This is a genomic window from Serratia marcescens, assembly GCF_001902635.1.
Taxonomy (GTDB): domain Bacteria; phylum Pseudomonadota; class Gammaproteobacteria; order Enterobacterales; family Enterobacteriaceae; genus Serratia; species Serratia marcescens_F.
Genome location: NZ_MJAO01000002.1, coordinates 1 through 24,872, shown reverse-complemented (window position 1 = coordinate 24,872; position 24,872 = coordinate 1). Strand labels below are relative to the sequence as shown.

The 24,872-nt window shown below is 60.4% G+C and carries 21 protein-coding genes and 1 riboswitch; of the genes, 11 read left to right on the top strand and 10 right to left on the bottom strand.

Annotated elements, in window-relative coordinates; genetic code table 11:
- The first annotated feature begins 54 nt into the window (after nucleotides 1-54).
- Nucleotides 55-222 (top strand): hypothetical protein, encoded by a 168-nt coding sequence (locus BHU62_RS02055; protein WP_164550866.1) that lies wholly within the window; start codon nucleotides 55-57, stop codon nucleotides 220-222.
- A gap of 48 nt (nucleotides 223-270) precedes the next feature.
- On the opposite strand, the gene BHU62_RS02050 is transcribed toward BHU62_RS02055, so the two are convergent.
- Nucleotides 271-2,700: a DUF3772 domain-containing protein gene (locus BHU62_RS02050; protein ID WP_073529097.1), complete on the bottom strand. Its 2,430-nt coding sequence runs from the start codon at nucleotides 2,698-2,700 to the stop codon at nucleotides 271-273.
- Nucleotides 2,701-3,150: 450 nt separating this feature from the next.
- Between BHU62_RS02050 and BHU62_RS02045 the strand changes: the two genes are divergently transcribed.
- The 3 genes from BHU62_RS02045 to BHU62_RS02035 all read left to right on the top strand — a co-directional run bounded on the left by BHU62_RS02045 (nucleotide 3,151) and on the right by BHU62_RS02035 (nucleotide 6,281).
- A complete protein-coding gene (locus tag BHU62_RS02045; RefSeq protein ID WP_073528916.1) occupies nucleotides 3,151-4,881 on the top strand; it encodes an ABC-F family ATP-binding cassette domain-containing protein in 1,731 nt (576 codons plus the stop codon).
- Between the two features lie 47 nt (nucleotides 4,882-4,928).
- Nucleotides 4,929-5,369 carry a GNAT family N-acetyltransferase gene (locus BHU62_RS02040; protein WP_073528915.1) on the top strand — a complete coding sequence of 147 codons (441 nt, stop codon included), beginning with the start codon at nucleotides 4,929-4,931 and terminating at the stop codon, nucleotides 5,367-5,369.
- A gap of 66 nt (nucleotides 5,370-5,435) precedes the next feature.
- Nucleotides 5,436-6,281 (top strand): inositol monophosphatase family protein, encoded by an 846-nt coding sequence (locus BHU62_RS02035; RefSeq protein ID WP_073528914.1) that lies wholly within the window; start codon nucleotides 5,436-5,438, stop codon nucleotides 6,279-6,281.
- Here BHU62_RS02035 and BHU62_RS02030 read toward each other — a convergent pair.
- The 6 genes from BHU62_RS02030 to BHU62_RS02010 all read right to left on the bottom strand — a co-directional run bounded on the left by BHU62_RS02030 (nucleotide 6,224) and on the right by BHU62_RS02010 (nucleotide 11,616).
- Entirely contained in the window at nucleotides 6,224-7,600 is a 1,377-nt protein-coding gene (locus tag BHU62_RS02030; RefSeq protein WP_073528913.1) for a cation diffusion facilitator family transporter, read from the bottom strand. The genes BHU62_RS02035 and BHU62_RS02030 overlap by 58 nt on opposite strands.
- A gap of 26 nt (nucleotides 7,601-7,626) precedes the next feature.
- Nucleotides 7,627-7,806, bottom strand: coding sequence for a hypothetical protein (locus tag BHU62_RS25560; protein ID WP_073529096.1), 180 nt, complete (start codon nucleotides 7,804-7,806; stop codon nucleotides 7,627-7,629).
- A gap of 109 nt (nucleotides 7,807-7,915) precedes the next feature.
- Nucleotides 7,916-7,999, bottom strand: a complete 84-nt coding sequence (mgtS, locus tag BHU62_RS24785) for a protein MgtS (protein WP_369803928.1) — start codon at nucleotides 7,997-7,999, stop codon at nucleotides 7,916-7,918.
- Between the two features lie 141 nt (nucleotides 8,000-8,140).
- Complete coding sequence (locus BHU62_RS02020; RefSeq protein ID WP_073528912.1) at nucleotides 8,141-9,163, bottom strand: magnesium transporter; 1,023 nt, start codon at nucleotides 9,161-9,163, stop codon at nucleotides 8,141-8,143.
- A 72-nt stretch (nucleotides 9,164-9,235) separates the two neighbouring features.
- Nucleotides 9,236-9,409: riboswitch (M-box (ykoK) riboswitch) on the bottom strand.
- A 142-nt stretch (nucleotides 9,410-9,551) separates the two neighbouring features.
- Complete coding sequence (locus tag BHU62_RS02015) at nucleotides 9,552-11,171, bottom strand: ABC transporter substrate-binding protein (protein ID WP_073528911.1); 1,620 nt, start codon at nucleotides 11,169-11,171, stop codon at nucleotides 9,552-9,554.
- A 175-nt stretch (nucleotides 11,172-11,346) separates the two neighbouring features.
- On the bottom strand, nucleotides 11,347-11,616 hold the full coding sequence (locus tag BHU62_RS02010; RefSeq protein WP_073528910.1) for a hypothetical protein: 270 nt from the start codon (nucleotides 11,614-11,616) through the stop codon (nucleotides 11,347-11,349).
- A 747-nt stretch (nucleotides 11,617-12,363) separates the two neighbouring features.
- Here BHU62_RS02010 and BHU62_RS02005 point away from each other — a divergent pair.
- From BHU62_RS02005 to BHU62_RS01990, 4 genes are all read left to right on the top strand, one after another.
- A complete protein-coding gene (locus BHU62_RS02005; RefSeq protein WP_073528909.1) occupies nucleotides 12,364-12,942 on the top strand; it encodes a hypothetical protein in 579 nt (192 codons plus the stop codon).
- Nucleotides 12,943-13,255: 313 nt separating this feature from the next.
- On the top strand, nucleotides 13,256-14,272 hold the full coding sequence (locus BHU62_RS02000) for an iron ABC transporter substrate-binding protein (protein WP_073528908.1): 1,017 nt from the start codon (nucleotides 13,256-13,258) through the stop codon (nucleotides 14,270-14,272).
- Nucleotides 14,273-14,305: 33 nt separating this feature from the next.
- Entirely contained in the window at nucleotides 14,306-15,889 is a 1,584-nt protein-coding gene (locus tag BHU62_RS01995; protein ID WP_073528907.1) for an ABC transporter permease, read from the top strand.
- Complete coding sequence (locus tag BHU62_RS01990; RefSeq protein WP_073528906.1) at nucleotides 15,886-16,923, top strand: ABC transporter ATP-binding protein; 1,038 nt, start codon at nucleotides 15,886-15,888, stop codon at nucleotides 16,921-16,923. Before BHU62_RS01995 ends, BHU62_RS01990 begins: the two co-directional genes overlap by 4 nt.
- A gap of 32 nt (nucleotides 16,924-16,955) precedes the next feature.
- Here the strand turns inward: BHU62_RS01990 and BHU62_RS01985 are convergent, their stop codons facing one another.
- Nucleotides 16,956-18,452 carry an alpha/beta hydrolase gene (locus BHU62_RS01985; protein ID WP_073528905.1) on the bottom strand — a complete coding sequence of 499 codons (1,497 nt, stop codon included), beginning with the start codon at nucleotides 18,450-18,452 and terminating at the stop codon, nucleotides 16,956-16,958.
- Nucleotides 18,453-18,673: 221 nt separating this feature from the next.
- Between BHU62_RS01985 and BHU62_RS01980 the strand changes: the two genes are divergently transcribed.
- Both BHU62_RS01980 and fusA read left to right on the top strand, forming a co-directional pair.
- Nucleotides 18,674-18,922 (top strand): glycine zipper domain-containing protein, encoded by a 249-nt coding sequence (locus tag BHU62_RS01980; RefSeq protein ID WP_073528904.1) that lies wholly within the window; start codon nucleotides 18,674-18,676, stop codon nucleotides 18,920-18,922.
- A 239-nt stretch (nucleotides 18,923-19,161) separates the two neighbouring features.
- On the top strand, nucleotides 19,162-21,267 hold the full coding sequence (gene fusA / locus BHU62_RS01975) for an elongation factor G (RefSeq protein ID WP_073528903.1): 2,106 nt from the start codon (nucleotides 19,162-19,164) through the stop codon (nucleotides 21,265-21,267).
- Between the two features lie 27 nt (nucleotides 21,268-21,294).
- Here fusA and BHU62_RS01970 read toward each other — a convergent pair whose 3' ends face one another.
- Nucleotides 21,295-22,260: a DMT family transporter gene (locus BHU62_RS01970; RefSeq protein ID WP_073528902.1), complete on the bottom strand. Its 966-nt coding sequence runs from the start codon at nucleotides 22,258-22,260 to the stop codon at nucleotides 21,295-21,297.
- 98 nt (nucleotides 22,261-22,358) lie between these two features.
- Nucleotides 22,359-23,186, bottom strand: coding sequence for an AraC family transcriptional regulator (locus tag BHU62_RS01965; RefSeq protein WP_073528901.1), 828 nt, complete (start codon nucleotides 23,184-23,186; stop codon nucleotides 22,359-22,361).
- A 196-nt stretch (nucleotides 23,187-23,382) separates the two neighbouring features.
- Here BHU62_RS01965 and BHU62_RS01960 point away from each other — a divergent pair, with 196 nt between their 5' ends.
- The gene (locus BHU62_RS01960; protein ID WP_073528900.1) at nucleotides 23,383-24,816 is read left to right on the top strand and encodes an NAD-dependent succinate-semialdehyde dehydrogenase; all 1,434 of its coding nucleotides are present in this window, start codon (nucleotides 23,383-23,385) and stop codon (nucleotides 24,814-24,816) included.
- The last annotated feature ends 56 nt before the right edge of the window (nucleotides 24,817-24,872 follow it).

The following is a 24,872-nucleotide window of genomic DNA, read 5'->3' as shown; positions in this document are numbered from 1 at the left end:
CGTTCGCTTTCCCGACATATACTTAAGGGAGGAATCGCAATGGAGGACGGTGAGATGAAGAAGATAATTCTCGTGTTTTTGATGCTGATGCTGAGCGGTTGTATCGGCGGTGGCGGCGGCCCGTCGAATGCGCCTTCGGCGTCGCCGAATGAGCCTTATACCTGCACCAAATCCAGCGCCAACAGCGACTGCTCGCAATCGGTAGAGCCGTCGATGTACTAACCGCGTTCGGCGGGCCGTCGGTTAACGGCCCGCCGCCTCAGGGCTGAACTAGGAGGAGTGTTCCTCTTCGTTGGCCTGATATCGCGTCGCCTGCTGCTTCATGAACACCACTTCCTGCGGGCTGGACAGGCTCACTTCCTGCGCACGCAGCAGTTTGAGGATGTTGAACAGCAATTCGCTCTTGGTAGCGCCGACCATACGCGGGCTCTGCACGTAGCCGGTCACGCTCAGGATAATGCCGTCCGGCCCCAGTTGGCTAAAGCGCACGTAAGGCGCCGGCGTCTCCAGAATGGTTTCGTACTCGTTGTAAGCGCTGAGCAAGATATTGCGCACCTGTTCCGGATCGATGGAGGTCGGGAACGTCAGCGCGATGGTCACTACCCCTTGCGCGTTGCCCATGGTGGCGTTGCGCACGTTCTGCGAGATCAGCTGCGAGTTCGGCACGATCATGGTCGAACGGTCGCTGAGCTGGATCTCGGTGGCGCGCACGTTGATGCGCCGCACGTCGCCTTCCACGCCGCCGATGCCGATCATATCCCCCACCTTCACCGGGCGTTCGGTCAGCAGGATCAGGCCGGAAATGAAGTTCTTCACGATTTCCTGCAAACCGAAACCGATACCGACCGACAGGGCGCTGACGATCCACGCCAGGTTGTTCCACTGGATACCCAGCGCCGCCAGGGTGATCAGAATCACCAGCACATAGCCGATATTGCTGAACAGCGTCACCAGCGAGGCGCGAATCCCGACGTCCGAGATGGTTTTCGGCAGCAGTTCCGCCCCCAGCCAACGCCGCACCGCGCGTAGAATGTAAATGCCGATCGCCAGGCAGATCACCGCGTTGAGCAGGTTGCCGGGCACGATGTTGAAACGCTGCAACCCTTCGCCGGTCAGAATGGAGACAATTTTGTCCATCAACGAGCCCGGCGTGGTGCTGCCGAACGAACCGTTGAACAGTGCGACGATCATCAACAGCAGCAGCGAACATTTGGCCAGTGCGGTGGTGATGATCGACAGCTGCTCCAGATGGCGATCCTTGAAGCTGAGCGTTTTCTTCAGCGTCTTGCCGCTGGCGGTCTGCGGCGAAAACAGCGCGGCGCACAGGTCGGTGGTGAACAGCACCATAAAGTAGAACGCCATCAGCACCAGCACCACCCAAATCAGCTGATAGGTCAGGAAGCGGGCGAAGGCGATATAGCCGATCAGCAGCGACAGCAGGATCACCATCGAGCACACCAGGGTGACGATGTGTACCAATCCGCCGACCAACGTGCGTTTCTCCAGGTGCGCGCCCTGTATTTCCAGACGGCGGCGGATGCGTTGGCCGCGCAGCGGCATCGCCAGCAGCACCATGCCGATCAGCCCCGCCACCAGGCCGTTGCCGAAGATGGTGGTGGCCAACGAGGCGCTCACCACATTGTTGATCAGCTCCACGGTGCCAAACGCCAGCGCCAGGCCGGCCAACAGCGGCGAGAAGTAACGCAGCCCGGCGGCCACTTCGTTATCCAGCGAGGCCAGGCGCCACGACGGACGATTCAGCGACAGCGCCGCACGCCCCAGGCCGGCGATCAGCGCGCAGAAAATCCCCAGGCGGTTGAAGCCTTCGGCGAAATCTTCCAGCATCACCGGCAGCGGCTGCACGCGAATAAAGACGTAATACAGCAGGTTCAGCGCGATCGAGGTGGTGATCACCGTCACCGCCACGGTAATGATGGCCATAAAGCTGCGGCGCAGTCGCCCGTCCGGCAGGAAGCGAATGCTGACCCAGGCCAGGAAACGCTCGGAGAAATAACGCCCCCAAGACCAGACAAACACCGCCAGCACCAGCAACGCCAGGGTGCCGTAACGCCACTCCTCCTGCCAGCCGGCATCCCAGGCCGCTTTCATCTCGGCGTTAAACTGATCCAGCCGCTGCACGTCATCCTCGGACGGTTGCACCACCGGCGCCCAGAATTTGGTGCCCAAAATACTGCCGGTATTCAGCGCCAGCTGGGTTTTAAACGCCACCCGACGCAGGTCGCTGATCTGTTGCCCCAGATCGAAGGCGCTGCTCTTGATGGCCTGCGCACGTTTTACCGCATCGTCCAGCTGTTTTTTGCTGTTGTTCAGCGCATTGCGCTGTTGGGCCACCGCCGGGGTTTCCGGCAGCGCGCCGGCAGCCGGGGCCGGCCCCAATACGTCCAGCTGCGCCTGCAGCTTTTCCTGCACCGGCTGCAGGTCGGTAGACAGTTTTTCCATGCCGGCGACCAGGTCGTCGGTCGCCAGCCGCAGCTTGCTGAGCTGGGTATCGGTAGTGGCTTTGGAAACCAGCTGCTTCATGCTGTCCAGCTGCTTCTGCGCAGCTTTCAGCTGCGTGACGGGATCGGGCGCGCTTTCGGCGGCGGGATCATCCTGGGTGGCGGCGACGGCGGCGAGCGGCGTCAGCGGCAAACCCAACAGCAATAACAACAACAGCAGGAACGGGCGAGGCTTTAACATAAATTCAGTGCTCAGCATCATTATCTGATAGACAAACGAACAGGCGGCGGATGTACCGTCGCTTAACCATAAACGCTAATTATAATAGCTGCTTAATGTCGGCCGAAATACAGTAATTATTCCCATTGTGCGCCACTCGCCCCCGCGGCGCTTAGCCTGCTGATTATTCAGGCGCTTTCTCGCTGGCGGCACCGCGTAAATCGCTCTATACTCCTGCCACCGATTAACCTGCAACCAATAAAAGGAGGATTACTATGCTGTCGTGTGAATTGTTTATTTTCTCACACTTCTTTGGTAATCGCCGCCGCTCAAGCATTACCGGTATCGTGCTGCGATAACCCAGCTTGAGCGAAGCTTACTAAAATCCGAGATCTTCCCTCCGGCTTACCGGGTTGTCGTCAGCGATGTTTGACGATAGGCATTGTCATGCCTGTAACTCTTGAGTAAGCAATGAGCACACTACTGTCTGCACAATCTGTCGGTTACGACAACGCGTTCGGCACCCTGCTGAGCGAGATTTCCTTCAGCCTGAAAAAAGGCGATCGCATCGGTTTGATCGGCGACAACGGCTGCGGCAAAAGCACCCTGCTGCAAATCCTCAGCGGCGCCCTGCCCGCGCACACCGGAACAGTGACATTGTCACACCAATGCCTGATGGCGCGCATTGAACAGCACTTGCCGCCTGAGTTGCACGCCAGCACCCTGCTGGAAGCCGTGTCGGCATGCCTGCCGACGGGACAACACCTCAGCGAACGCTGGCGCTGTGAAGCGCTGCTCGCCGAGCTGGGGTTTGAACCGGCGGACTGGGCATTGACCGCCGGCACCCTCAGCGGCGGCCAGCATACCCGCTTGCTGTTGGCGCGCGCGCTGATCCGCCGGCCCGATCTGCTGCTGCTGGACGAGCCCAGCAACCATCTGGATCTGCCCACGCTGCTGTGGCTGGAGCAGTTCTTGCGCAGCTGGAGCGGTAGCTTCGTGCTGGTATCACACGATCGCTATCTGCTCGATCAGGTGACCAACTGCACCTGGATCCTGCGCGACAAAACGCTGCAGTTCTTCCGTTTACCCTGTTCTGCAGCGCGCAGCGCGTTGGCTGAGCAGGACGCCGCGGACGAGCATCGGCGCCAGGCCGAGCAGAAAGAGATCGACCGGGTGGAAAAAAGCGCCAAACGGCTGGCAACCTGGGGCAAGGTGTACGACAACGAAGACCTGGCGCGCAAGGCCAAGCAAATGGAGAAGCGCGTCGATCGGTTGAAAGAGGAGCAAACCACCCTGACCGCCGGCAGCCCGTGGCGGCTGCGGCTGCGGGGAGAGGCGCTGGACGCCGATCGGCTGCTGGCTCTGCCGCAATGGGATGTTCGTCCTGCGCCGGATGCGCCGGTGCTGTTCAGCCTGGAACATTTGCGTGTTAAAAGCGGCGATCGCATCGCCATCGTCGGGCGCAACGGCTGCGGAAAATCGTCGCTGCTGCGCCGCCTGTGGCAGGCGTATCAGCAACAAACGGAACGCTCGGCGCTCTTCCATCCGCGCGTGCGCATCGGTTATTACGATCAAAGCCTGCAACAGTTGCGCGATGAAGATACGTTAAGCGAAGCGCTGGCGCAGTTTGCGCCGCTGACCGAGGAACAGCGTAAAATGGCGCTGATCGGCGCCGGTTTCCCTTACCTGCGCCACCATCAGCAGATCCGTTCGCTAAGCGGCGGTGAACGTTCGCGGCTGCTGTTTGTCGGCCTGACGCTGGCCAACCATTCGCTGCTGCTGCTGGACGAACCCACCAACCACCTGGACATGGCGGGCAAAGAAGAGCTGGCGGAAACGCTGCGCCAGTTCGCCGGCGCCGTCATGTTGGTCACCCACGACCGGATGCTGATCGAACAGAGCTGCAACCGCTTTTGGCTGATCGACCAGCAAAAACTGGAGGAATGGCACGATCTGGCGCCGGTGTATCAGCGCTTGGCGGGCGAAACGCCGGCGCTGCCGACGGTGAACAAGGCCAACACGGACGGCTCGACGCCAGAGGCGCGGCTGGAAGGCGAAGAAGCGCTGTTGACCGCCCTGTTCGCCCTAGAAAGCAAACTGGAGGACGACCTGGCGCGTAAGCCGAAACACCAGAAACCGGAGCTTCAGGCGCGCTGGCGCCGCGAGATTGCCGACATCACCGCCCGGTTGAATCTGGGCTAACCCCGACGGGCCGCCGCCCGGCGGCCCATTTTTTGACGGAGGGCGACATGTCCTTTTCCCTTGAACAGGCCTCGCGCGCGCAACGGCCGTTGTTGGCGGCCATGCTGTCCGACTGCCTTCGCGAGCTGGGCGCCGATCAGGCTTACCCCTATCTGCCGCTCTACTGGCGCGAAGCCGGCCGCTACCCTTATTTGATCTTGAACGATCGGCAAACGGCCGGTTTCGCGCTGGTCAGGCGCCTGGACAGCGCCAGCGTCGAAATGGCGGAGTTCTACATCAAGCCCGAGTGGCGACGCACCGGAATGGGGCAACAGGCCGCCCGTGCCTTGTTTGCGCAGCATCCCGGCGGCTGGTCGCTGTCGGTCAGCCAGGATAATTCGCACGGGCTGGCATTTTGGCGGTCGGTCATCCCGGCCGGGGCCACGACCGAACCGCTTTCCGCCGCCGATGCCATGATGCGGCTGCAGTTTTCATACCCGCCGCGCTGAGCGACACATTACCTTCATCCTTTTATGGCAGGGTAAACCGATTCGTTCTTCGCTATCGAGCCTGCCATGACTTCCCTTTCCCCACAGGACATCGAAGCGCGTTACCGCTTCGCCCGTGAAATTGCCCGCGCTGCCGCCGATCTCGCCTTCAGCTTTTATCAACGCCGGCAAACCCTGGCGATCGATTTTAAACAGGGGTTGCAGGACGTGGTCAGCGAGGCCGACCGCCGCGTCGAGGCGCTGATCCGCCGCATGATCAACCGCCGCTTTCCCCAGGACGGCTTTCTCGGTGAAGAAAGCGGCAGCAGCGGCGATAACGCCGCCTGCATTTGGGTCGTTGATCCGATCGACGGCACCGCCTGTTTCCTGAACGGGCTGCATACCTGGTGTATCGCGATAGGTGTGGTGATCGACGGCGAACCGACGATCGGCGTGGTGTACGATCCCAATCACCGCGAAATGTTCCGCGCCTGCCGCGGCGGCGGCGCCTTTCTCAACGGGGCACCGATCGGCGTGCATGCCGGACGCAGCGTCGCAGATGGCGTGATGGGCGTCGGGATTTCACCGCGTGCCTCGGCGCAGGAATTCAGCGGCTTTATCTGCCGCTTGTTACAGGCGGGCGGCATGTTTGTGCGCAGCGGCTCCGGCGCGTTGATGACCGCTCAGGTGGCCGCCGGCCGGCTGCTGGGCTATTACGAACCGCACATGAACGCCTGGGACAGCCTGCCTGGGCTAGTGTTGACGCGCGAAGCCGGCGGCGTGGCAAATGATTTTATGTGCAACAACGGGTTGCGGCGTGGCAACCCGCTGCTGTTGGCCAACGCGGTGGTTTATCCGCAATTGGCCGAGCTGGCTCAAACGCCCGGTTTGATCGGTTCTACGTGCCCGATCGCGCGCGAAATGGCCGGATAACGCGCACGCAGCCGCCGTTCGATCAGATCGACCGCATCGTGCGCGGCGGCGATGCTCACCGCCGGCGACACCCGGCAGTGGAAGTTGACGATAATACCGCTGTCGGTCTTGCGCGCGCGGATGTTGTGCACATCTTGCACCATTTCACCCTGCTCCAGCGCCGACTGCAGGATCAAACGGATATCGGCCAGCTCCCCGGCACAGACGTCTTCGCTGGCCAGCCAATGCGGCGTCTGCGGCTCCAGATGTGTCTCGATCTCGGTGTCTTCGCCGATCGCCTGGCGCAGGATCCCTTCTATCTCCGTGGCGATGTCGTGCGCCTGCGCCACGCTGGCGTTGGCCGGCACCGCCAGGTCCATACTGATCGCCATGCGCGTCGGCAGTTGTTGCAAGGCCACATTCTGCACCAGCGCGCCGTGGTTGGCAGCAATCGCCCGAATGCGCGTCGCCATGTCTTCATCGCTGCGGGTCTGCGGCACCGCAATCACGGTGAACTCCGCCTTGGCGTACTGCTCGCGCAGCCGCTCGACGATCGCCCGCTTCAACGCGTCGATGCGTTCCAGCGGCAAGGTGCGGCACACCGCCAGCGTAATCTCGACAAACAGCACCGCACCGGCGTTGCGAATGCGCACGCTGTCGCAGGCCAGCACTGCCGGAAAGCTGTCCAGCGTGGCGCGGATCGCTTCGGTGGCCCCGGCCGGCGCGGCGTCCATCAGTGAGTCGAAGGAGCGTTTGCCCAGTTTGATCGCGGCGACAAAGATAAAGCCGGCGACGATCAGTGCGGCGATGGCGTCCGCGCGGCCAAAGCCCAGCAGCACAAACACCATGCCCAGCAGCACCACGCCAGACGAAAGCATGTCGGAGAAGAAATGCAGCGCATCCGCCTCCAGCGCCGCGCTGTCGGTGGCCTTGGCGACGCGGTTGAGCGCCCGCACGCGGAAAAAATCGACGCAGATGGAAATCAGCAACACGGCGATCACCACCGGCGCTGCGACGATCTCATGCGGCTGCCCCAACAGGCTGCTGCCCGCCTCATAGACAATCCAACCGGCGGCGCCGAGCAACAGCAGCACCTCGAACAGCGCCGCCAAATTCTCCACCTTGCCGTGGCCGAAGTGGTGATCGTCGTCGGCGGGCTTATCGCTGATGCGCACCGCCAGCCAGGTGATGCTGGTAGCGATGAAGTCGGTAAAAGAGTGGATCCCTTCGGATATCAGGCCAATACTGCCGGTAAAAATACCGGCGACGAATTTGCCCGTGGCCAGCAACCCGCTGGCGATCATCGAGTTTCTGGCCACGGCCTGTTTTTCATTTTGCATTATGCTGCTCACATTCGGACGGTGATTTATTTTTTTACTTTAGAGGATAATTGCCAGACAAAGGCGATCAGCAGCATACTGCCAGAAAATGTCAGCATAAGGCTAGTGAGAAAATCGGATTTTCCGGTGGAATAAAAATAAATCTCATTAACACCCACCGAGATCATTAAAATAGCGTAGAGCAATCCCAGAATAAGAATAGTCATTATTATCAACTCCAATGTCAGGCCGCACATTCAGCGCGCCGCTAAAAATCCTCCCCATAATAAATAACGGTTACAGGGAGGATGCATCTAGGCGGATCTTTAGCGTTCATCAATCATCCCATTTGGTGCTCATATAGGCCGCCAACAGGCCCAGTGAGCTGATCATTGCCAGGAATCCCATAAAAATAGTCATGTTTCCCATTTTCTTGTCCTCAGATTAAATGTTATCGATAAAAGCCCCTTGCGTTAAATATCGGGGTTGGTCGGTATCCATGCTGTTTAACGCCCTCCTCATGTTGGTGATTCACCGCCCGTTTTATCGGGCGGATTACGGTTAAATACCCAATACCTGCTGGGCAATTTTGAAATAAATAATCAGGCCGGTGCCATCGATAAAGGTGGCGATAAACGGCGCCGATACCACCGCCGGATCGATGCCGAGCCGTTTCAACAGCATCGGAATGATCGACGAGACAATCGCACTCCATACGGTGATTACCACCAGCGACAGGCTGACCACCAACGTCACCTCCATGCCGACGCCCATGATCCAGGCGCGTACCCAGGCCGCCAGGCCGATGGTGACGGCGATCAGCAGCGAGGTCGTCACTTCCTTGCGGATCACCGCGCCCAGGTTGCGCAGGCTGACCTCGCCCAGCGCCATGGCGCGCACCAGCGTCGAGGTGATCTGGGTGCCGCTGTTGCCGCCGGTGCCGATCAGCAGCGGGATGAAGAACGCCAACGCAATCGCCGCTTCGAGCTGCTCTTCAAACGCTTTCAGCACGTTGCCGGTATAGGCTTCGGCGACGAACAGCATCAGCAGCCACACCGAACGTTTACGCCACAGCGCCCACGGGCTGGTCTCCAGATAAGGCTTGTCCAGCGGCAGGCTCGCGCCCTGGCGCTGCGCGTCTTCGGTGTTTTCGTCTTCGACCAACCGGGCGATCTCTCGCTCCCCCAGCACCCCGACCAGCGTGTTGTTCGCCACCACCGGCACCACGTCCAGGCCGCCCTTGCCGAGCAGATGCGCGACGTCGTTGCGGTCGTCGTCGGGTGAAACCTGGAAATAGCTGTGATCCATCATCACGCCGACGGTTTTATCCTGCTCTTCGCACTGCAGCAGTTTTTTCACCGACAGCGTGCCGCGCAGATGATAATCATCCGCGGTGATAAACACCCGGGTGGGAATTTCGTCCGTTTTGAGCTGTGAAAGTAAATATTCCCGGGCATGATTGACCGTCATCGTCGCGGGAACAGTAATAAAATCGGCGTTCATATAGCCGGCGACCGACGTCTCGTCGAGAGTTTCAGTCGCGTTCAGCGCCGGAGAAGAATAATGGTGATGTGACTTGATCATTGTCAGTCCCTATTTCTGTTTGAACTTCAACAGCGAATCGCATAGGGGCGTAACCACAGAGGGAGTGCAGACTGCCTATCTCCGCGTCCAGGTTTTAGCACTATACAACGTATCCGAATTGTTGCTCGGAAGTTACTTTGGGCTGAACCTTAATCCGATAAAGCCTGTCTTAACCTTGGGCATCTCTCGATGTCGTCAGATCAGTAACCTGTGTTTGTATAGGAGCCTCGCCAAACGAGATACTGCATATAAACTACCGGCGCAGTATAGGCATTGTTTTAACCAGCGGAAAGAAAAGATTGCCCGTCGTTTATGGAGTATTTAGGATAATGTTATTAAACACGAATCTATAAAAACGGCTGATATAAATCAGCCGTTTTTTTATTTCTCAGTGTTCGAGAATGTAGACGTTTTTATCGTACAAGGCGCCCTGGCGGGTAAAATCGATGCCCTTCACGTAAGGTTTGACCAAGGTGGCGTTGGCCTCGTAGTACACCGACGCCACCGGCGTATCGACGGCCAGCAGATCCTCGGCCCGCTGGAAGTATTGCTGCACCTGTTGCGGCGTCTGCGCCGCCGTGGCCTGATGCAGAATGCGGTCATAATCCGGGTTACGGTATTTGGGGCTGTTCTCGCTGCTGTCAGAACGGAACACGTTCAAAAACGTAGAAGGATCGTTGTAATCCGCCAGCCAACGGGTAAAGGCCACGCTGTACTGCCCGCGGTTGATATTATCCAGCGTCACTTTACGCTCCTGGCTTTGCAAGGTGGCCTCTACCCCAAGGTTCTTTTTCCACATGGCGGCGGCGGCGATGACGATCTTCTTGATGGTGGCGTCGTTGCTGTACAGCACGGTAAAGCGCAGCGGATTCGCGGCGTTGAAACCGGCCTCTTCCAACCACTTTTTAGCCTGAGCGTGCCGTTGTTCCGGCGTCCAGCCTGCCGTTTCACCGGCCTGCAGGCTGTAGCCGCCCGCGCCGATCGGGGTAAAGGTCCAGGCCGGCTGCTGGCCGTATCCCAACACCTTGCCGGCGATAATCTCTTTGTCCAGCGCCAGATTCAACGCCTGGCGCACCCGCACGTCGTTAAACGGCGCCTGCTGATTATTGAAGGCGAAGTAACTGGTGGAGAGCAGCGGATAGGTCACCAGCTGTTGCTCCCCGAGCGTTTTTTTCAGCTGCTGATACAGCTCCGGCGGCGTGGTATACCCCAATTCAACCTCACCGGCGCGGAAACGCGCCACTTCCGGGAAGCCTTGTATCGGCAAGAACGTCACCTTGTTGAGCACGGTGTTGGCGTTATCCCAATATTGCGGATTGCGTTCCACCACCACCTTTTCGTTCACCACCCATTGGCTGAGGCGGAACGCCCCGTTGCCGACAAAATGGGCCGGCTGAGTCCAGTTCTTGCCGTATTGCTCCACCACCTTGCGGTTAACCGGCAAGACCGGGAAATGCACCAGCTGCTTGAGCAGGTAAGAGTTGGGCTCCGCCAGCGTCACCTGCAAGGTGTGCGCGTCCAGCGCCTTGACACCCAACTCGCTCGGCGGTTTGCTGCCGGCGTTGATCGCTGCCGCATTCAACACGTAGGCCGAGGCCAGATAGCTGCCGTACGGCGACGCCGTGTTCGGATCGGTGAGACGCCGCCAGCTGTAGACGAAATCGTCGGCGGTCACCGGATCGCCGTTCGACCATTTGGCCTGCGGCCGCAAATGGAAGGTCCAGACGTTGCCCTGATGCTCCCACTTGTGCGCCAGCGCCGGGATCACCTCCCCGTCTTTGCCGACCCGCAGCAAACCTTCGAACAGATCGTTGAAAATGTAGAACTCCACGTTGCTCTCGGCCAGATTCGGATCCAGCGTCGCCGGCTCATACCCGTTGGCGCGCACCAGTTCCTGTGCCGCCGCCAGTTTGGCGCCCGCCGGTACCTCGGCGGCATGGGCAGGCGTGGCGGCGAAAGACCAGAGGATTAAACCAGCCAGTTTTTTGGTATTGAATGAATATTTCACGTCGATATCCCTTATTAGCGTTTTATCGCGTTCAATATTCAATGAGGCAGTGAAATAAATTAAATCATTAATCGCTATGAGTCATAACCAAAAGCGGTGTTGAATTTCTTTCATTATCAAAGGAATATTCCTCACCGCCCTGTCGACGCCCAGCGCAAATGCGCGCTGCCGACGTCTACTTGATGTTCACGGTCGTGATACCGAACAGCGGCAGGCCTTTAGCCGGTTCCGGGCCGGGTTCCCCCCACACCATCAACGGTTTGCCGCTCGCCTGTGCCTGGATCGCCAGGCTCACCAGCAGTTTCGGATAGGCCTCATTGGCCGCCACCGACAGTGGGAACACGTTTTCGTATAACCCCCCATCGATCGCCATCTCCACATGTACGCAGTCATTAACCACATCGATGACTACGATCGGATTGGTATAAAATGGTCCATTAGACATAGGCACCTCTCTCGATATTTTTCTGAGAATGAGTCTTAATTCTCGCCGGCGGTCATTAACGTGAACGCATGTTATTAACGCCTTAGCGAAATTCAGACAGAAAAATGAAACGATTGGAGAAAAACACCCCCAGCCGATAACAAAACATCAACATTGCAACAGATAAATTGCCATTACAGGTTTGCCAAAGAACCGATATAAGTCAAATATAAACTCAATATTAATCGTCACACTTATGAATACATTGAAAATATTCCAGAAAGTAAGTGCAGTAATGAATGGCGCTGAAAAACAAACACTAAAACCTCAACCACTTACGGAGCAATAAAAGATTTAAATCATATAAATCATGGCATTGAAAAACAAACGGAAGATTAACAGCAAAATAATAGACTGAAGAAATCAATAGCATTTCAATTTAAAAATAACATTAAAAAACCCGCTTGATATTTCCATAACGCCTAACTACCTTTAAATGGCTTCTGAGCCTGTATGAAGCCATTGCCGGTTATAAAAGCCAATAACTGGCGAATGATTGAATAAATAATGATTATCAATAAAGCAAAGCGGAAATAAGATTCATTGGCGTGAAAACATGACGTTAACGGTCTGTTTGCCATAACGTTTCTCTGCCGATGACAAATGACTATTTCCATTCGGATGCAATTACCCTGTCTGGCTGACAACCGGATTCAGCGTGATATGCATTTCAGACTGACTCAGCAAAAAAATCATAGGAGTTTACACATGCCTTCACTGCAAGATATTACGCCTGCTCAGGCTAACGCATTGAATAAACAATCACGTGACGCTTATAACGCGGAAGTGCAGAGCCGCCAGGCGCTGCTCAACCAGAACCCGCAGCTGAAACCGGTATTCAACCAACAGGTGCACCCGGAATCCTTGTGCGGCTGCGGATGCCAGCAGAATATCTGCGGCTACTTCGATTTCCAGGGCTGCGGCTGCGCCTGCGCCTGTGCGCCGCACGCCGAAACCGTGCAAATTTCCGCACAGTTGGCCAATATCGGCCCTAACGCCCCGCAGAACGGCACCCTGGTTCGCTTTATCGGTCAAGCGACCGGCACCGGTTCCGACGGCAATATTTACCTCCCTTCGCTCTATCTGCAAGGCACCGCACCCGATACGGCGAACCTGATCGGCATTCCGCTGACGCTGACGTTGTCGATCCAACCCGGCTCACTCGTCATGCCTCTGAGTGATATGTACGGCCGCGTATTGACCACGCTGGTTCATCCGTCGCAGTATGGCCCGAATATCACCGGGCAGTTCTTCGGCACCGGCACCGGGCACTTTGAGCGAGCCTGACGGCGCGCTTGCCTAAAGAGCGACCGTCTGCTGCGGAAGGCGGTCGCTCATCGCGGTAACATCGCCGGCTCATCCCGTCTCCCCGCCTCTCGCCATCACGTCGCACTCTATTCCATTCAGGCAATCAATACAGATTATCCCAGCCGAAACTTAACTTATCCTTAGGGCCATTCATTTTGTGAGCGATCGTTAAAAATAATTTAATACGAATCGTTTTCACTATCATTATTGATGTTCTTGGCTAAAATCGGGCTGCTTGCGCTTGCCAGGCGAAATTCGTTTTCCTCATTCGAACGCTAAAAAGGATAACTGCATGAAGCTGCGTATTTCATCTCTCGGCCCCGTCGCCCTGCTCGCCTCCTCGATGATGCTGGCCTTCGGCGCTCAGGCGGCCCCCGCCGACCAGGGCATCGTCATTTACAACGCCCAGCATGAAAATCTGGTGAAATCCTGGGTCGATGGCTTTACCAAAGACACCGGCATCAAAGTCACGCTGCGCAACGGCGGCGACAGCGAGTTGGGCAACCAACTGGTGCAAGAAGGCAGTGCCTCGCCTGCCGACGTCTTCCTGACGGAAAACTCCCCGGCGATGGTGCTGGTGGATAACGCCAAACTGTTCGCCCCGCTGGACACCGCGACGCTGGCCCAGGTGGAACCGCAATATCGCCCAAGCCACGGCCGCTGGACCGGCATCGCCGCCCGCTCCACCGTGTTCGTCTACAACCCGGCCAAGCTGACCGAAGCCCAACTGCCGAAGTCGCTGCTGGATCTGGCCAAGCCGGAATGGAAAGGCCGCTGGGCCGCCTCGCCGTCGGGTGCCGATTTCCAGGCGATCGTCAGCGCCCTGCTGGAACTGAAAGGCGAAAAAGCGACGCTGGACTGGCTGAAAGCGATGAAAACCAACTTCACCGCCTATAAGGGCAACAGCACGGTGATGAAGGCGGTCAATGCCGGCCAGGTCGACAGCGGCGTGATCTATCATTACTATCCGTTCGTCGACGGCGCCAAAACTGGCGAAAACAGCAAGAACATCAAGCTGTACTACTTCAAACACCAGGATCCGGGCGCGTTCGTCAGCATCTCCGGCGGCGGCGTGCTGGCTTCCAGCAAGCATCAGCAGCAGGCGCAGGCGTTCATCAAGTGGATCACCGGCAAACAGGGGCAAGAGATCCTGCGCACCAACAACGCCTTTGAATATGCCGTCGGCGTCGGTGCGGCCTCTAACCCGAAACTGGTACCGCTGAAAGAGCTGGACGCGCCGAAGGTTGACGCCGCGCAGCTGAACAGTAAGAAAGTTGTCGAACTGATGACCGAGGCAGGCCTGCTGTAAGGCCCGCCGGCAAACCGAGAGTTTTTGATCGTTATGTCTAACCTGAGTACCCACGCCGCGCAGACCGCGCGGCGTTATTCTGTTGTCCCTCGCCACCAGCGGCCGGGGGCGATCGTCGTGGCCAGCGCCGTGCTGCTGTCGCTGCTGGCGCTGCTGCCGTTGGGATTCGTCATCGGCGTGGCGTTTGAAACCGGCTGGCAAACGGTCAAAACTCTGGTTTTCCGCCCGCGCGTGGCGGAACTGTTGTTGAATACCCTGCTGTTGGTCGTGCTGACTCTGCCGATCTGCGCCGTGCTGGGGGTGGCCCTGGCCTGGTTGACCGAGCGCACTACGCTGCCGGGGCGCCGCCTTTGGGCGATATTGGCCACCGCGCCACTGGCGGTGCCGGCCTTTGTGCAAAGCTATGCCTGGATCAGCCTGGTGCCGTCGATGCACGGCCTGGGCGCCGGGGTCTTCATTTCGGTGCTCGCCTATTTCCCGTTTATCTATCTGCCGGCCGCCGCCGTGCTGCGCCGTTTGGATCCCGGTATCGAAGACGTCGCCACGTCCCTGGGTTCCCGGCCGCTGGCGGTCTTTTTCCGCGTGGTGTTGCCGCAGCTGAAGCTGGCGGTCTGGGGCGGCTCGCTGCTGATCGCGCTGCACCTGCTGGCGGAGTATGGCCTGTACGCCATGATCCGTTTCGATACCTTCACCACCGCCATCTTCGATCAGTTCCAGTCGACCTTTAACGGCCCGGCGGCCAACATGCTGGCCGGCGTGTTGGTGCTGTGTTGCCTGGGGCTGCTGTTGCTTGAGGCGTTAAGCCGCGGCCGCGCGCGCTATGCCCGCGTCGGTTCCGGCAGCGCCCGCAGCCAAACGCCGCGCCGCCTTTCGCCCCCGCTCGCCGCGCTGGCGCTGCTGTTGCCGTTCTCTCTGACCGCGCTGGCGCTGGGCGTGCCTTTCATCACCCTGGCCCGCTGGCTGTGGCTGGGCGGATTCGAGGTGTGGCGCAACGCCGAGCTGTGGCCCGCGCTGTGGCAAACGCTGTCGCTGTCCGCCGCCGGCGCGCTGCTGATCACGCTGTGCGCCATTCCGATGGCCTGGTTGTCGGTGCGCTATCCGGCCCGGCTGTACCGGGTGCTGGAGGGCTGCAACTACGTGACCAGCTCGCTGCCCGGCATCGTGGTAGCGCTGGCGCTGGTGACCATCACCATTCATAGCTTCCGGCCGATTTACCAAACCGAAATCACCCTGCTGCTGGCGTATCTGCTGATGTTTATGCCGCGGGCGCTGATCAACCTGCGCGCCGGCATCGCGCAGGCACCGGTGGAATTGGAAAACGTGGCGCGCAGCCTGGGCAAATCGCCGGCGCAGGCGCTGTGGAGCACCACGCTGCGCCTGGCGGCACCGGGTGCAGCGGCGGGCGCCGCGCTGGTCTTTCTGGCGATCGCCAATGAACTGACCGCCACGCTGCTGCTGGCGCCGAACGGCACCCGCACGTTAGCCACCGGCTTTTGGGCGCTGACCAGCGAGATCGACTACGTCGCCGCCGCGCCTTATGCGCTGATTATGGTGGCGCTGTCATTGCCGTTAACCTGGCTTCTTTATTCTCAATCTAAACGCACGGCGGGATTATGAGTACGCTCGAACTGCACGGTATCGGAAAATCTTACAACGCCATCAGAGTGCTGGAACACATCGACCTGCAGGTCGCCGCCGGCAGCCGCACGGCGATCGTCGGTCCCTCCGGCTCCGGCAAAACCACCCTGCTGCGCATCATCGCCGGCTTTGAAATTCCCGACGGCGGCCAAATTCTGCTGCAGGGACAATCCATGAGCCACGGCGGCGGCTGGGTGCCGGCGCATCTGCGCGGCATCGGCTTTGTCCCGCAGGATGGCGCGCTATTTCCGCACTTTACCGTCGCGGGCAATATCGGCTTTGGTCTTAAAGGCAGCAAGCGTGAGAAACAGCGGCGCATCGAGGCGCTGATGGAGATGGTGGCGCTGGATCGCCGCCTGGCGGCCCTGTGGCCGCACGAACTGTCCGGCGGGCAACAGCAGCGGGTCGCGCTGGCGCGTGCCTTGTCGCAGCAACCCCGCCTGATGCTGTTGGACGAGCCGTTCTCGGCGCTGGATACCGGCCTGCGCGCCGCCACCCGCAAAGCGGTCGCCGAGCTGCTCACGGAAGCCAAGGTGGCGTCGATTCTGGTCACGCACGATCAAAGCGAAGCGCTGTCGTTCGCCGATCAAGTGGCGGTCATGCGCAACGGCCGGCTGGCGCAGGTGGGCGCGCCGCAAGATCTCTATCTGCGCCCGGTCGATGAACCGACCGCCAGCTTCCTTGGCGAAACGCTGGTGTTGACCGCCGAACTGGCGCACGGTTGGGCCGACTGCGCCTTAGGCCGCATCGCCGTCGACGATCGCCAACGCAGCGGCTCGGCGCGCATCATGCTGCGCCCGGAGCAGATTCAAATCGGTTTGTCAGATCCGGCGCAACGCGGCCAGGCGGTGATCACCGGCATCGATTTCGCCGGTTTCGTCTCTACGCTCAACCTGCGAATGGCCGCCGGCGGCGCACAGATCGAGATCAAAACCGTCAGCCGCGAAGGCCTGCAGCCCGGTTCTCAGGTCAATCTCAACGTGATGGGCCAGGCACACATTTTCGCCGGCTGATCATCTTAAGGCCGGGCCTCCGCCCGGCCTCCTCAGCGGCAAATCTTGTCGCGGCGCGGTTTTTTCGGTGCCAGCAGATAATCCACCACGCTTTCGTCGACGCAGCTGTCGATGCCGTTCAACGCCAGCGTATGCCCGTCGCGTTCACGGGTGATCAGCGGGCTTTTGAACGCATTGGCCATCACCTGCGCGTTGCGGTACGGCGTGGTCGGATCGTAGCGCTGCGCGACGAACAGCAGCGGCGGCAGCACCGAGGAAACCACCGGGGTGTGCGGCCGATCTTTACCGCGGTACGGCCACAGATCGCACATTTCCAGCGGGTACTCGTGCAGCGGCAGGTAGTGCGCATACAGAGCGGCGGTATTGATCTCCTGCCGCTGCCTGCGCAACAGTTGCGGATCGGCCGTCGGGTTGGCGACGTCGGCGCAGGTGATGACACTCAGGGCGTCATCGGCATCCGGTGAGTAGCTTTCGTCGATCAGATCGGAAACCTGTTGCCCGGCGATCCCGGCGTCGAGCTGGCGCAGCACGGTCGCCAGTTCATGCCAGCGTTCCGGCCACAGCAACAGCGAACGCGTGACGGTCAGCACATCGTCGGCGGAGATTTCATACCCCGCCGCGGTGACGAACGGCTGGTCATGCAGCTTGCGAAGCAAGGCGTGATAGCGCTGCAGCGCCTGATTGGCGCCGCCGCCCAGCTGGCAGCTGTCGGTTTTGCCACAGTAGGCGGCGAAGCGCAGGAAACTTTGCTGGAAACTTCGCTCCTGGTTCATCCGCTGGGTGAAATCGTCTTCCGCCAAGTCCACCACGCCATCCAGCACCAGCGCGCGCGTTTTTTTCGGAAAACGCTCGGCGTACAGCGCCGCCACCTTGGTGCCATAAGAATACGCCACCGCGGTCAGCCCCGGCTCACCCAGCGCGTGGCGGATCGCGTTCAGATCGTTGACCGCCTCTTCAGTACCGATGTGTTGCAGCACGTCCGCGCCGGTTTGTTTGATGCAGGCGGAAATCAGGGTATGCGTCTGGTTCTCCACACCGGCGATGTCGTTGTCGTCCGGCGATGGCGCTTCGTCGCCTTCGGCCACCTGGCAGGAGATCTTCGGCGTCGACTGGCCGACGCCGCGCGGATCGTAACCGATAATGTCGTAGGATTTGCGCAGTCTGGCCACGTTGACGTCGTTCCCCAGTTCGGGATTGATGCCGGGCAGGCCCGGCCCGCCGCTGATCATCACCACGCTGCCTTTTTTCGGCCCGGTGGCCGGCAACAGGGTCAGCGCCAAACGCACGGTTTGTTCCCCCTCTTGCGCCGCATGGGCGGGAGGCGTGGTGTATATCAGCGGCGCTTCGAGATAGCCGCAGCGCAACCCCGGCGGCGGCGCCTCATCGAACCAGCGCTGAAATCCGCTGTTGAGGCAAGATTGCCAACGAATGCCGCTCTCGGCCGCCGCGCCGTGGGGCGAAGGCTTGGCCTGGGCGGGCAATGCGGCGGCGGTCGCGGCGAGCAGCGCCACAATACGCAGTACTGACATGGGGAGTCCTTTCAACTCAACGAATCGGTCAAAGGTTAACGATACCCGGTTAAACAGCTAGCCAATAAAACACAAAAAGCCGCCCGGGTGAAGCCATCGCCGCGCGTGCGGCGAGACTTTTCTCTGCTCGGATTGCTCTTATAACGCACGGAATGCTGCAAAAACCGCCAATCGCCTGCTAGGCTTAAGGTTCATTGTCACCACAAGGCACAGGAGAAAGCATGTTTGGAAAAGCGGAAGACAAGGCCAATGAAGCGGCGGGCGCGGTAGAAGAAGCGTTTGGCAAAGCCGTCGATTCGCCGGAGCATCAGGTGCGCGGCGCGGCGCGAAAATATGCCTCCCGGGCCAGCTATGCCGCCCGAGACGCAGCGGACAGCGTCAAAAACCAGGTCGAAGCCAACCCGCTGGCCGGCGTGGCCGTTGCGGCGGCGATCGGCATCGTTTTCGGCTTCTTGCTGGGACGCAAATAAGCGGCGAACGCAACAGGCCCATAGCGGGCCTTTTTTCTCGCCCGTTCCCGCCTGCGCCTTTTGCTGCGCGCAAACTTTCATCTATCACAACCATCGCTTAAAAAAACCAACGCCTTCAACTACGATTAGTTTGTGACCAGAGCGAGACTCTGCGATGCGGCGGATAACCCTATGAGGATTATCACCATTATCCATGCTGTTTAAGCCGCTCTCCTTCATGCGGCTAAGAAAGGTTGATTATGGCTCGCACTACCCCTATCGAACGTTACCGCAATATCGGCATCTCCGCGCATATCGATGCCGGCAAGACCACCACTACCGAGCGGATTCTGTTTTACACCGGGGTCAGCCACAAGCTGGGTGAAGTGCATGACGGCGCGGCGACCATGGACTGGATGGCGCAGGAGCAAGAGCGCGGCATCACCATCACCTCGGCGGCCACCACCTGCTTCTGGAACGGCATGCATCACAATTATCCGCAGCACCGCATCAATATCATCGACACCCCCGGGCACGTCGACTTCACCATTGAAGTGGAGCGCTCGATGCGCGTGTTGGACGGCGCGGTGATGGTCTACGACTCGGTGGGCGGCGTGCAACCACAGTCGGAAACCGTCTGGCGCCAGGCCAACAAATACAAGGTGCCGCGGCTGGCGTTCGTCAACAAGATGGACCGCATCGGCGCAGACTTTTTCCGCGTACGCAAAATGATGATCGAGCGCCTGAAAGCCAACCCGGTGCCGATCGTCATCCCGATCGGCGCCGAAGACCACTTCAGCGGCGTGGTGGATCTGGTGCGGATGAAAGCCATTCTGTGGGACGAAGCCTCGCAGGGCATGAACTTCAGCTTCGAAGAGATCCCGGCCGACCTGCGCGATTCGGCGCAGGAGTGGCGTGAAAACATGATCGAAGCCGCCGCCGAGGCCTCGGAAGAGCTGATGGAGAAGTACCTCAATCAGGTGCCGCTGAGCGAAGAAGAGATCGTCCACGGGCTGCGGGTGCGCACCGTCGCCGGCGAAATCCAGCCGATGCTGTGCGGGTCGGCGTTCCGCAACAAAGGGGTGCAGCGCATGCTGGACGCGGTGATCGAACTGATGCCCTCGCCGCTCGACGTACCGCCGATGGAGGGACACGGCGAGCACGATGAAATCATCACCCGCAAAGCCGACGATAACGAAAAGTTCTCGGCGCTGGCCTTCAAGCTGATGACCGACCCGTTCGTCGGCCAGCTGACCTTCGTGCGCGTCTACTCCGGGGTGCTGGCCAAAGGCAGCGGCGTCTATAACCCGACCAAAGGCAAAAAAGAGCGTATCGGCCGCATCGTACAAATGCACGCCAACGATCGTAAGGACATCGACGAACTGCACGCCGGCGACATCGCCGCCTGCGTCGGGCTGAAGGACGTCACCACCGGCGATACGCTGTGCGATCCCAGCGCCATCATCACGCTGGAGCGCATGACCTTCCCCGAACCGGTGATCGCCCAGGCGATCGAACCGAAAACCAAGGGCGATCAGGAGAAGATGGGCATCGCGCTGCAGCGCCTCTCCTCGGAAGATCCGTCGTTCCGCGTGCGCACCGATGAAGAATCCGGCCAAACCATTATCTACGGCATGGGCGAGCTGCATCTGGAGATTATCGTCGATCGCATGCGCCGCGAGTTCGGGGTGGAAACCACCACCGGCAAACCGCAGGTGTCTTACCGCGAAACCATCCGCAAACGGGTGGCCGACGTGGAAGGCAAATTTGTGCGCCAGTCCGGTGGCAAGGGGCAATACGGCCATGTGGTGCTCACCGTCGAACCGAACGAGCCCGGCAAAGGCTTCGAATTCTTCGATGAGATCAAGGGCGGCGTCATTCCGGGCGAGTTCATCCCGGCGGTGAAAAAAGGCGTGCTCGAGGCGCTGAACAACGGCGTGCTGGCCGGTTATCAGGTGGTGGACGTCAAGGTGCATCTGACCTTCGGCTCTTACCACGACGTCGACTCGTCGGAACAGGCGTTCCGCATGGCGGCGATCTTCGGTTTCAAGGAAGCCTGCCGCCAGGCGGACCCGGTGATCCTCGAACCGATCATGTCGGTGGAGGTGGAAACGCCGGAGGAGTACGCCGGCAACGTGATGGGCGACCTCTCCTCACGCCGCGGCCTGGTGCAGGGCATGGAAGAGATCCCGGGCGGCGGCGGCAAGGAGATCCGCGCCAAGGTGCCGCTGTCAGAGATGTTCGGCTACTCGACCACCCTGCGCTCGATGTCGCAGGGGCGCGCCACCTACACCATGGAGTTCAGCCACTACGCCGAAGCGCCGCGCAACGTGGCCGAAGAGATCATTCACCACAGCAAGCGTTAACTCTCGCGCCCGCCTTCGCGGCGGGCGTCACCCCTGTTTTTCCTCCAGCGCCACCACCGGCTGCGGTTTGATGCGCATGGCGTACACCACGCCGGCCATCAGGCAGACGATGCCGGCCAGCGTCAGCAACGGCGGCCAGGCCTGGCGCAGCAGGAAGGTGTAAGCCAGACCCGCCAGAATTTCGAACACGATGAGCGGCCCCACCAACACCGTCGGCAGCCGCTGGCTGGCTTCGTTCCAGCACAGCGCCCCCAGCCAGGAACAGAACACGCCAATAATCAGCATCAGCGGGATAAAGACCTCCGGGCGCGGGCCGAACGGTAAGGCGAACGCCGGCTCGCTTAGCGCCAGCTGGCCGCAGACCACCAGATAGCCCAGCAGCGCCAGCGGCAACGTCACCAGCCCTTGCGCCGTGGCCCAGGTGGCCGGCCGCTGCGTCGGGTTCTCCCGCAGCCAGCGCGAGTTGCGCAGCGGGAACCAGGTCCAGCACGCCACCGCCAACACGGCCAGCCCCAGGCCGCTGAGATAGCGCCAACCGTCGACCGGCAGTGCGTTGCTGCGCAGTTCGGCGACGTTGACGCACGCCAGCCCGCAGACGATCAGCAGCAATGCAGGCGCCAGTTTCCCCCAGGCCAACCGCCCGTCGTGCCGGCCATAAAACAGATTGGCGCAGATGGCGATCACCACCGGCAAGGTGCCGATGATCATGGTCGAAACCGGCGCGCCGGTGCGTTGAATGGCACTGGCCAGGCACAGGTAGTACAGCAGGTTGCCGATGGCCGTCAGCTTGAGCGCCTCCTGCCAATCCTGGCGCCGCAGCTTGCGCAGGCGGCGGCGATCGAACCAGGCCAGCGGCAAGGTGATCAGCCCGAAGGCCAGATAACGCCCGGTGGACTGCAGCGCGGCGGGATAATCCGGCACCAGCAGCGGGCCGACGAAGATCAATCCCCACATCAGCCCGGCGGCCAGGGCAAACACAACGCCAATGAACATAACGACTCCGACAAACGGCCGGTGCGGCCAACCCGCCCGACAAGACAGCGGCAGAGTAGCGAAAACGCGGGGAGGAATTATTGTAGCAGGTTGCTGTTTTAGCCCAATTTCACCTGTTTCTGGAAACGCACCGGTGTGACACCGTAACGATTGGCGAAGGCACGCGTCAGGTGCGCCTGATCGGTCAGCCCCGCCGCCGCCGCCACCTGTGCGGCGGGCATGCCGCGCTCCAGCATGCGTTTAGCCTGCGACAGCCGGATCGCCATCAGCATCTGCTGCGGCGAGACGTGGTATTCGGCCTTGAACTTGCGCAGGAAATGGTACGGGCTGAGCGACACCAGTTCGGCCAGCTGATTGAGGGTCACGGCCTCGGCGAAGTTATCGTGCAGATAGCTTTTCACCACCTCGAAACGGTGCGCCGCCTCGGCTTTTTCCCGCTGCCCTGCGCGGATGTGCGGCTGCAGCAGCTCGACCGCTTCCAACAGCAGGCCGTCGAGCGTGAGCGGATCGTCGGTTTGCCACAGCGTGGCGAGAATGGCGGACAGGCGCTGCGCCGCCCGCGGATCGTGTCGCACCGCATCGGTAAACCACTGGCTCCGATCGCCGGACAGCTGCTCCAGCGCCTCGGGCGCCAGATAGAGCATGCGATAACACCAACCGCCGGGGGTTTCGGCTTCGCCGGTGTGCAGCTCGTCCGGGTTCATCAGCACCAGCGCGCCCGGCGCCGCCAGGTGCTGCGCGCCGCGATAACGGAAACGCTCCGCCCCGGTGTCCACGGTGCCGATAGCGAAGGCGTCGTGGGTGTGCGGCTCGAAGGCATAGCGCTCGATGTGTGCCTGATAGAGTTCGACGCCCGGCAAATGCGACAAATGCCGGAACTGCGCGCAATCCTTCTCGAACGGAAACTGTTGTGGTACCCCTTGCACCCGACCTCCTCGTCCGTGCTGACAATCTGCTCAGCATAGCCAAAACATCGCCGGTTGAGTAGCCACCCTGGCGCTTTCGTGCCCCTCGCCTGGACGATCGCCGCCATTCGGCGTAGGGTTAAGGTCCCTGTCCCTTTCAGGCGCGCCGCATCGCGAAGCTCATCGGCCCCTGACACTCCGCAAACAAGAGGCAACAATGTATCCGGATACTCAACTGTATATCGATGGACAATGGCGCAACGCACTGGCCGGGAAAACCCTGCCGGTCACCAACCCCGCCACCGACGAGGTAATCGGTCAAGTGGCACATGCCGCCACGGAGGATCTCGATCTGGCGCTGGCCGCCACCGAGCGCGGATTTAACCTCTGGCGCGACACCGCCGCGCACCAGCGCGCCAACCTGATGCGCAAAGCGGCGGCGCTGCTGCGCGAACGCGCCAATGCCATCGCCGCCATCATGACGCAGGAACAGGGCAAACCGGTGGCGCAAGCCAAAATCGAAATTCTCAACGCCGCCGACGTCATCGACTGGTTCGCCGGCGAAGCCACCCGCACCTACGGGCAGATCATTCCGTCTCGCGCCCGCGACGTGCAGCAGCAAACCCTGAAACTGCCGGTCGGCCCGGTGGCGGCGTTCACGCCGTGGAACTTCCCGATCAACCAGATCGTGCGCAAGCTGTCTGCCGCACTGGCGGCGGGTTGCTCGATCATCGTCAAAGGCCCGGAAGAAACGCCGGCTTCTCCGGCTGAGCTGATCAAAGCCTTCGCCGACGCCGGTATCCCGGCCGGGGTGATCGCGCTGGTGTACGGCACCCCGGCGGAAATCTCGGAATACCTGATCCCGCATCCGACCATCCGCAAGATCTCCTTCACCGGCTCTACCCGCGTGGGCAAGCATCTGGCGGCGCTGGCCGGCCAGCATATGAAAAAGGCCACCATGGAGCTGGGCGGCCACGCGCCGGTGCTGATCTTCGACGACGCCGATCTCGACGCGGCGGCCAAAGAGCTGGCGCAGTCCAAATTCCGCAACGCCGGCCAGGTCTGTATCGCCCCGACCCGCTTCCTGATCCAGCAAGGCGTTTATGAAGCCTTCGTGGAGAAATTCACCGCGGCGGTGCGTGAGCTCAAGCTCGGCAACGGGTTGGAAGACGGCGTGACGATGGGGCCGATGGTACTGGGCCGCAGCGTCGACAATATCGAAGCGCTGGTGCAGGATGCCGTCGCTCACGGGGCGAAAGCCTGCACCGGCGGCAAGCGCGTGGCGGGCAAAGGCAACTTCTTCGAGCCAACGGTGCTGCGCGATGTGCCGCTGAACGCGCGTGCCATGTCGGAAGAGCCGTTTGGCCCGGTCGCCCTGCTGCGCCCGTTCGCCACCTATGACGAGGCGATCGCCGAAGCCAACCGCCTGCCGTACGGGCTGGCCGCCTACGCTTACAGCCGCAATATCGCCACCGTCAATGCGCTGGGGCGCGACGTGGAGAGCGGCATGCTGAGCATCAACCACATCGGTTTCGGCCTGCCGGAAACGCCGTTTGGTGGCGTGAAAGACTCCGGCCACGGCACCGAAGGCGGCAGCGAAGCGATCGAGTCCTACCTGGAAACCCGCTTTGTCACCGTCGCCGGCCGTTAATCGCGTGTCGGATGAATAGCCAAAAGCCCCGCACTGCGGGGCTTTTTTTTACTCGC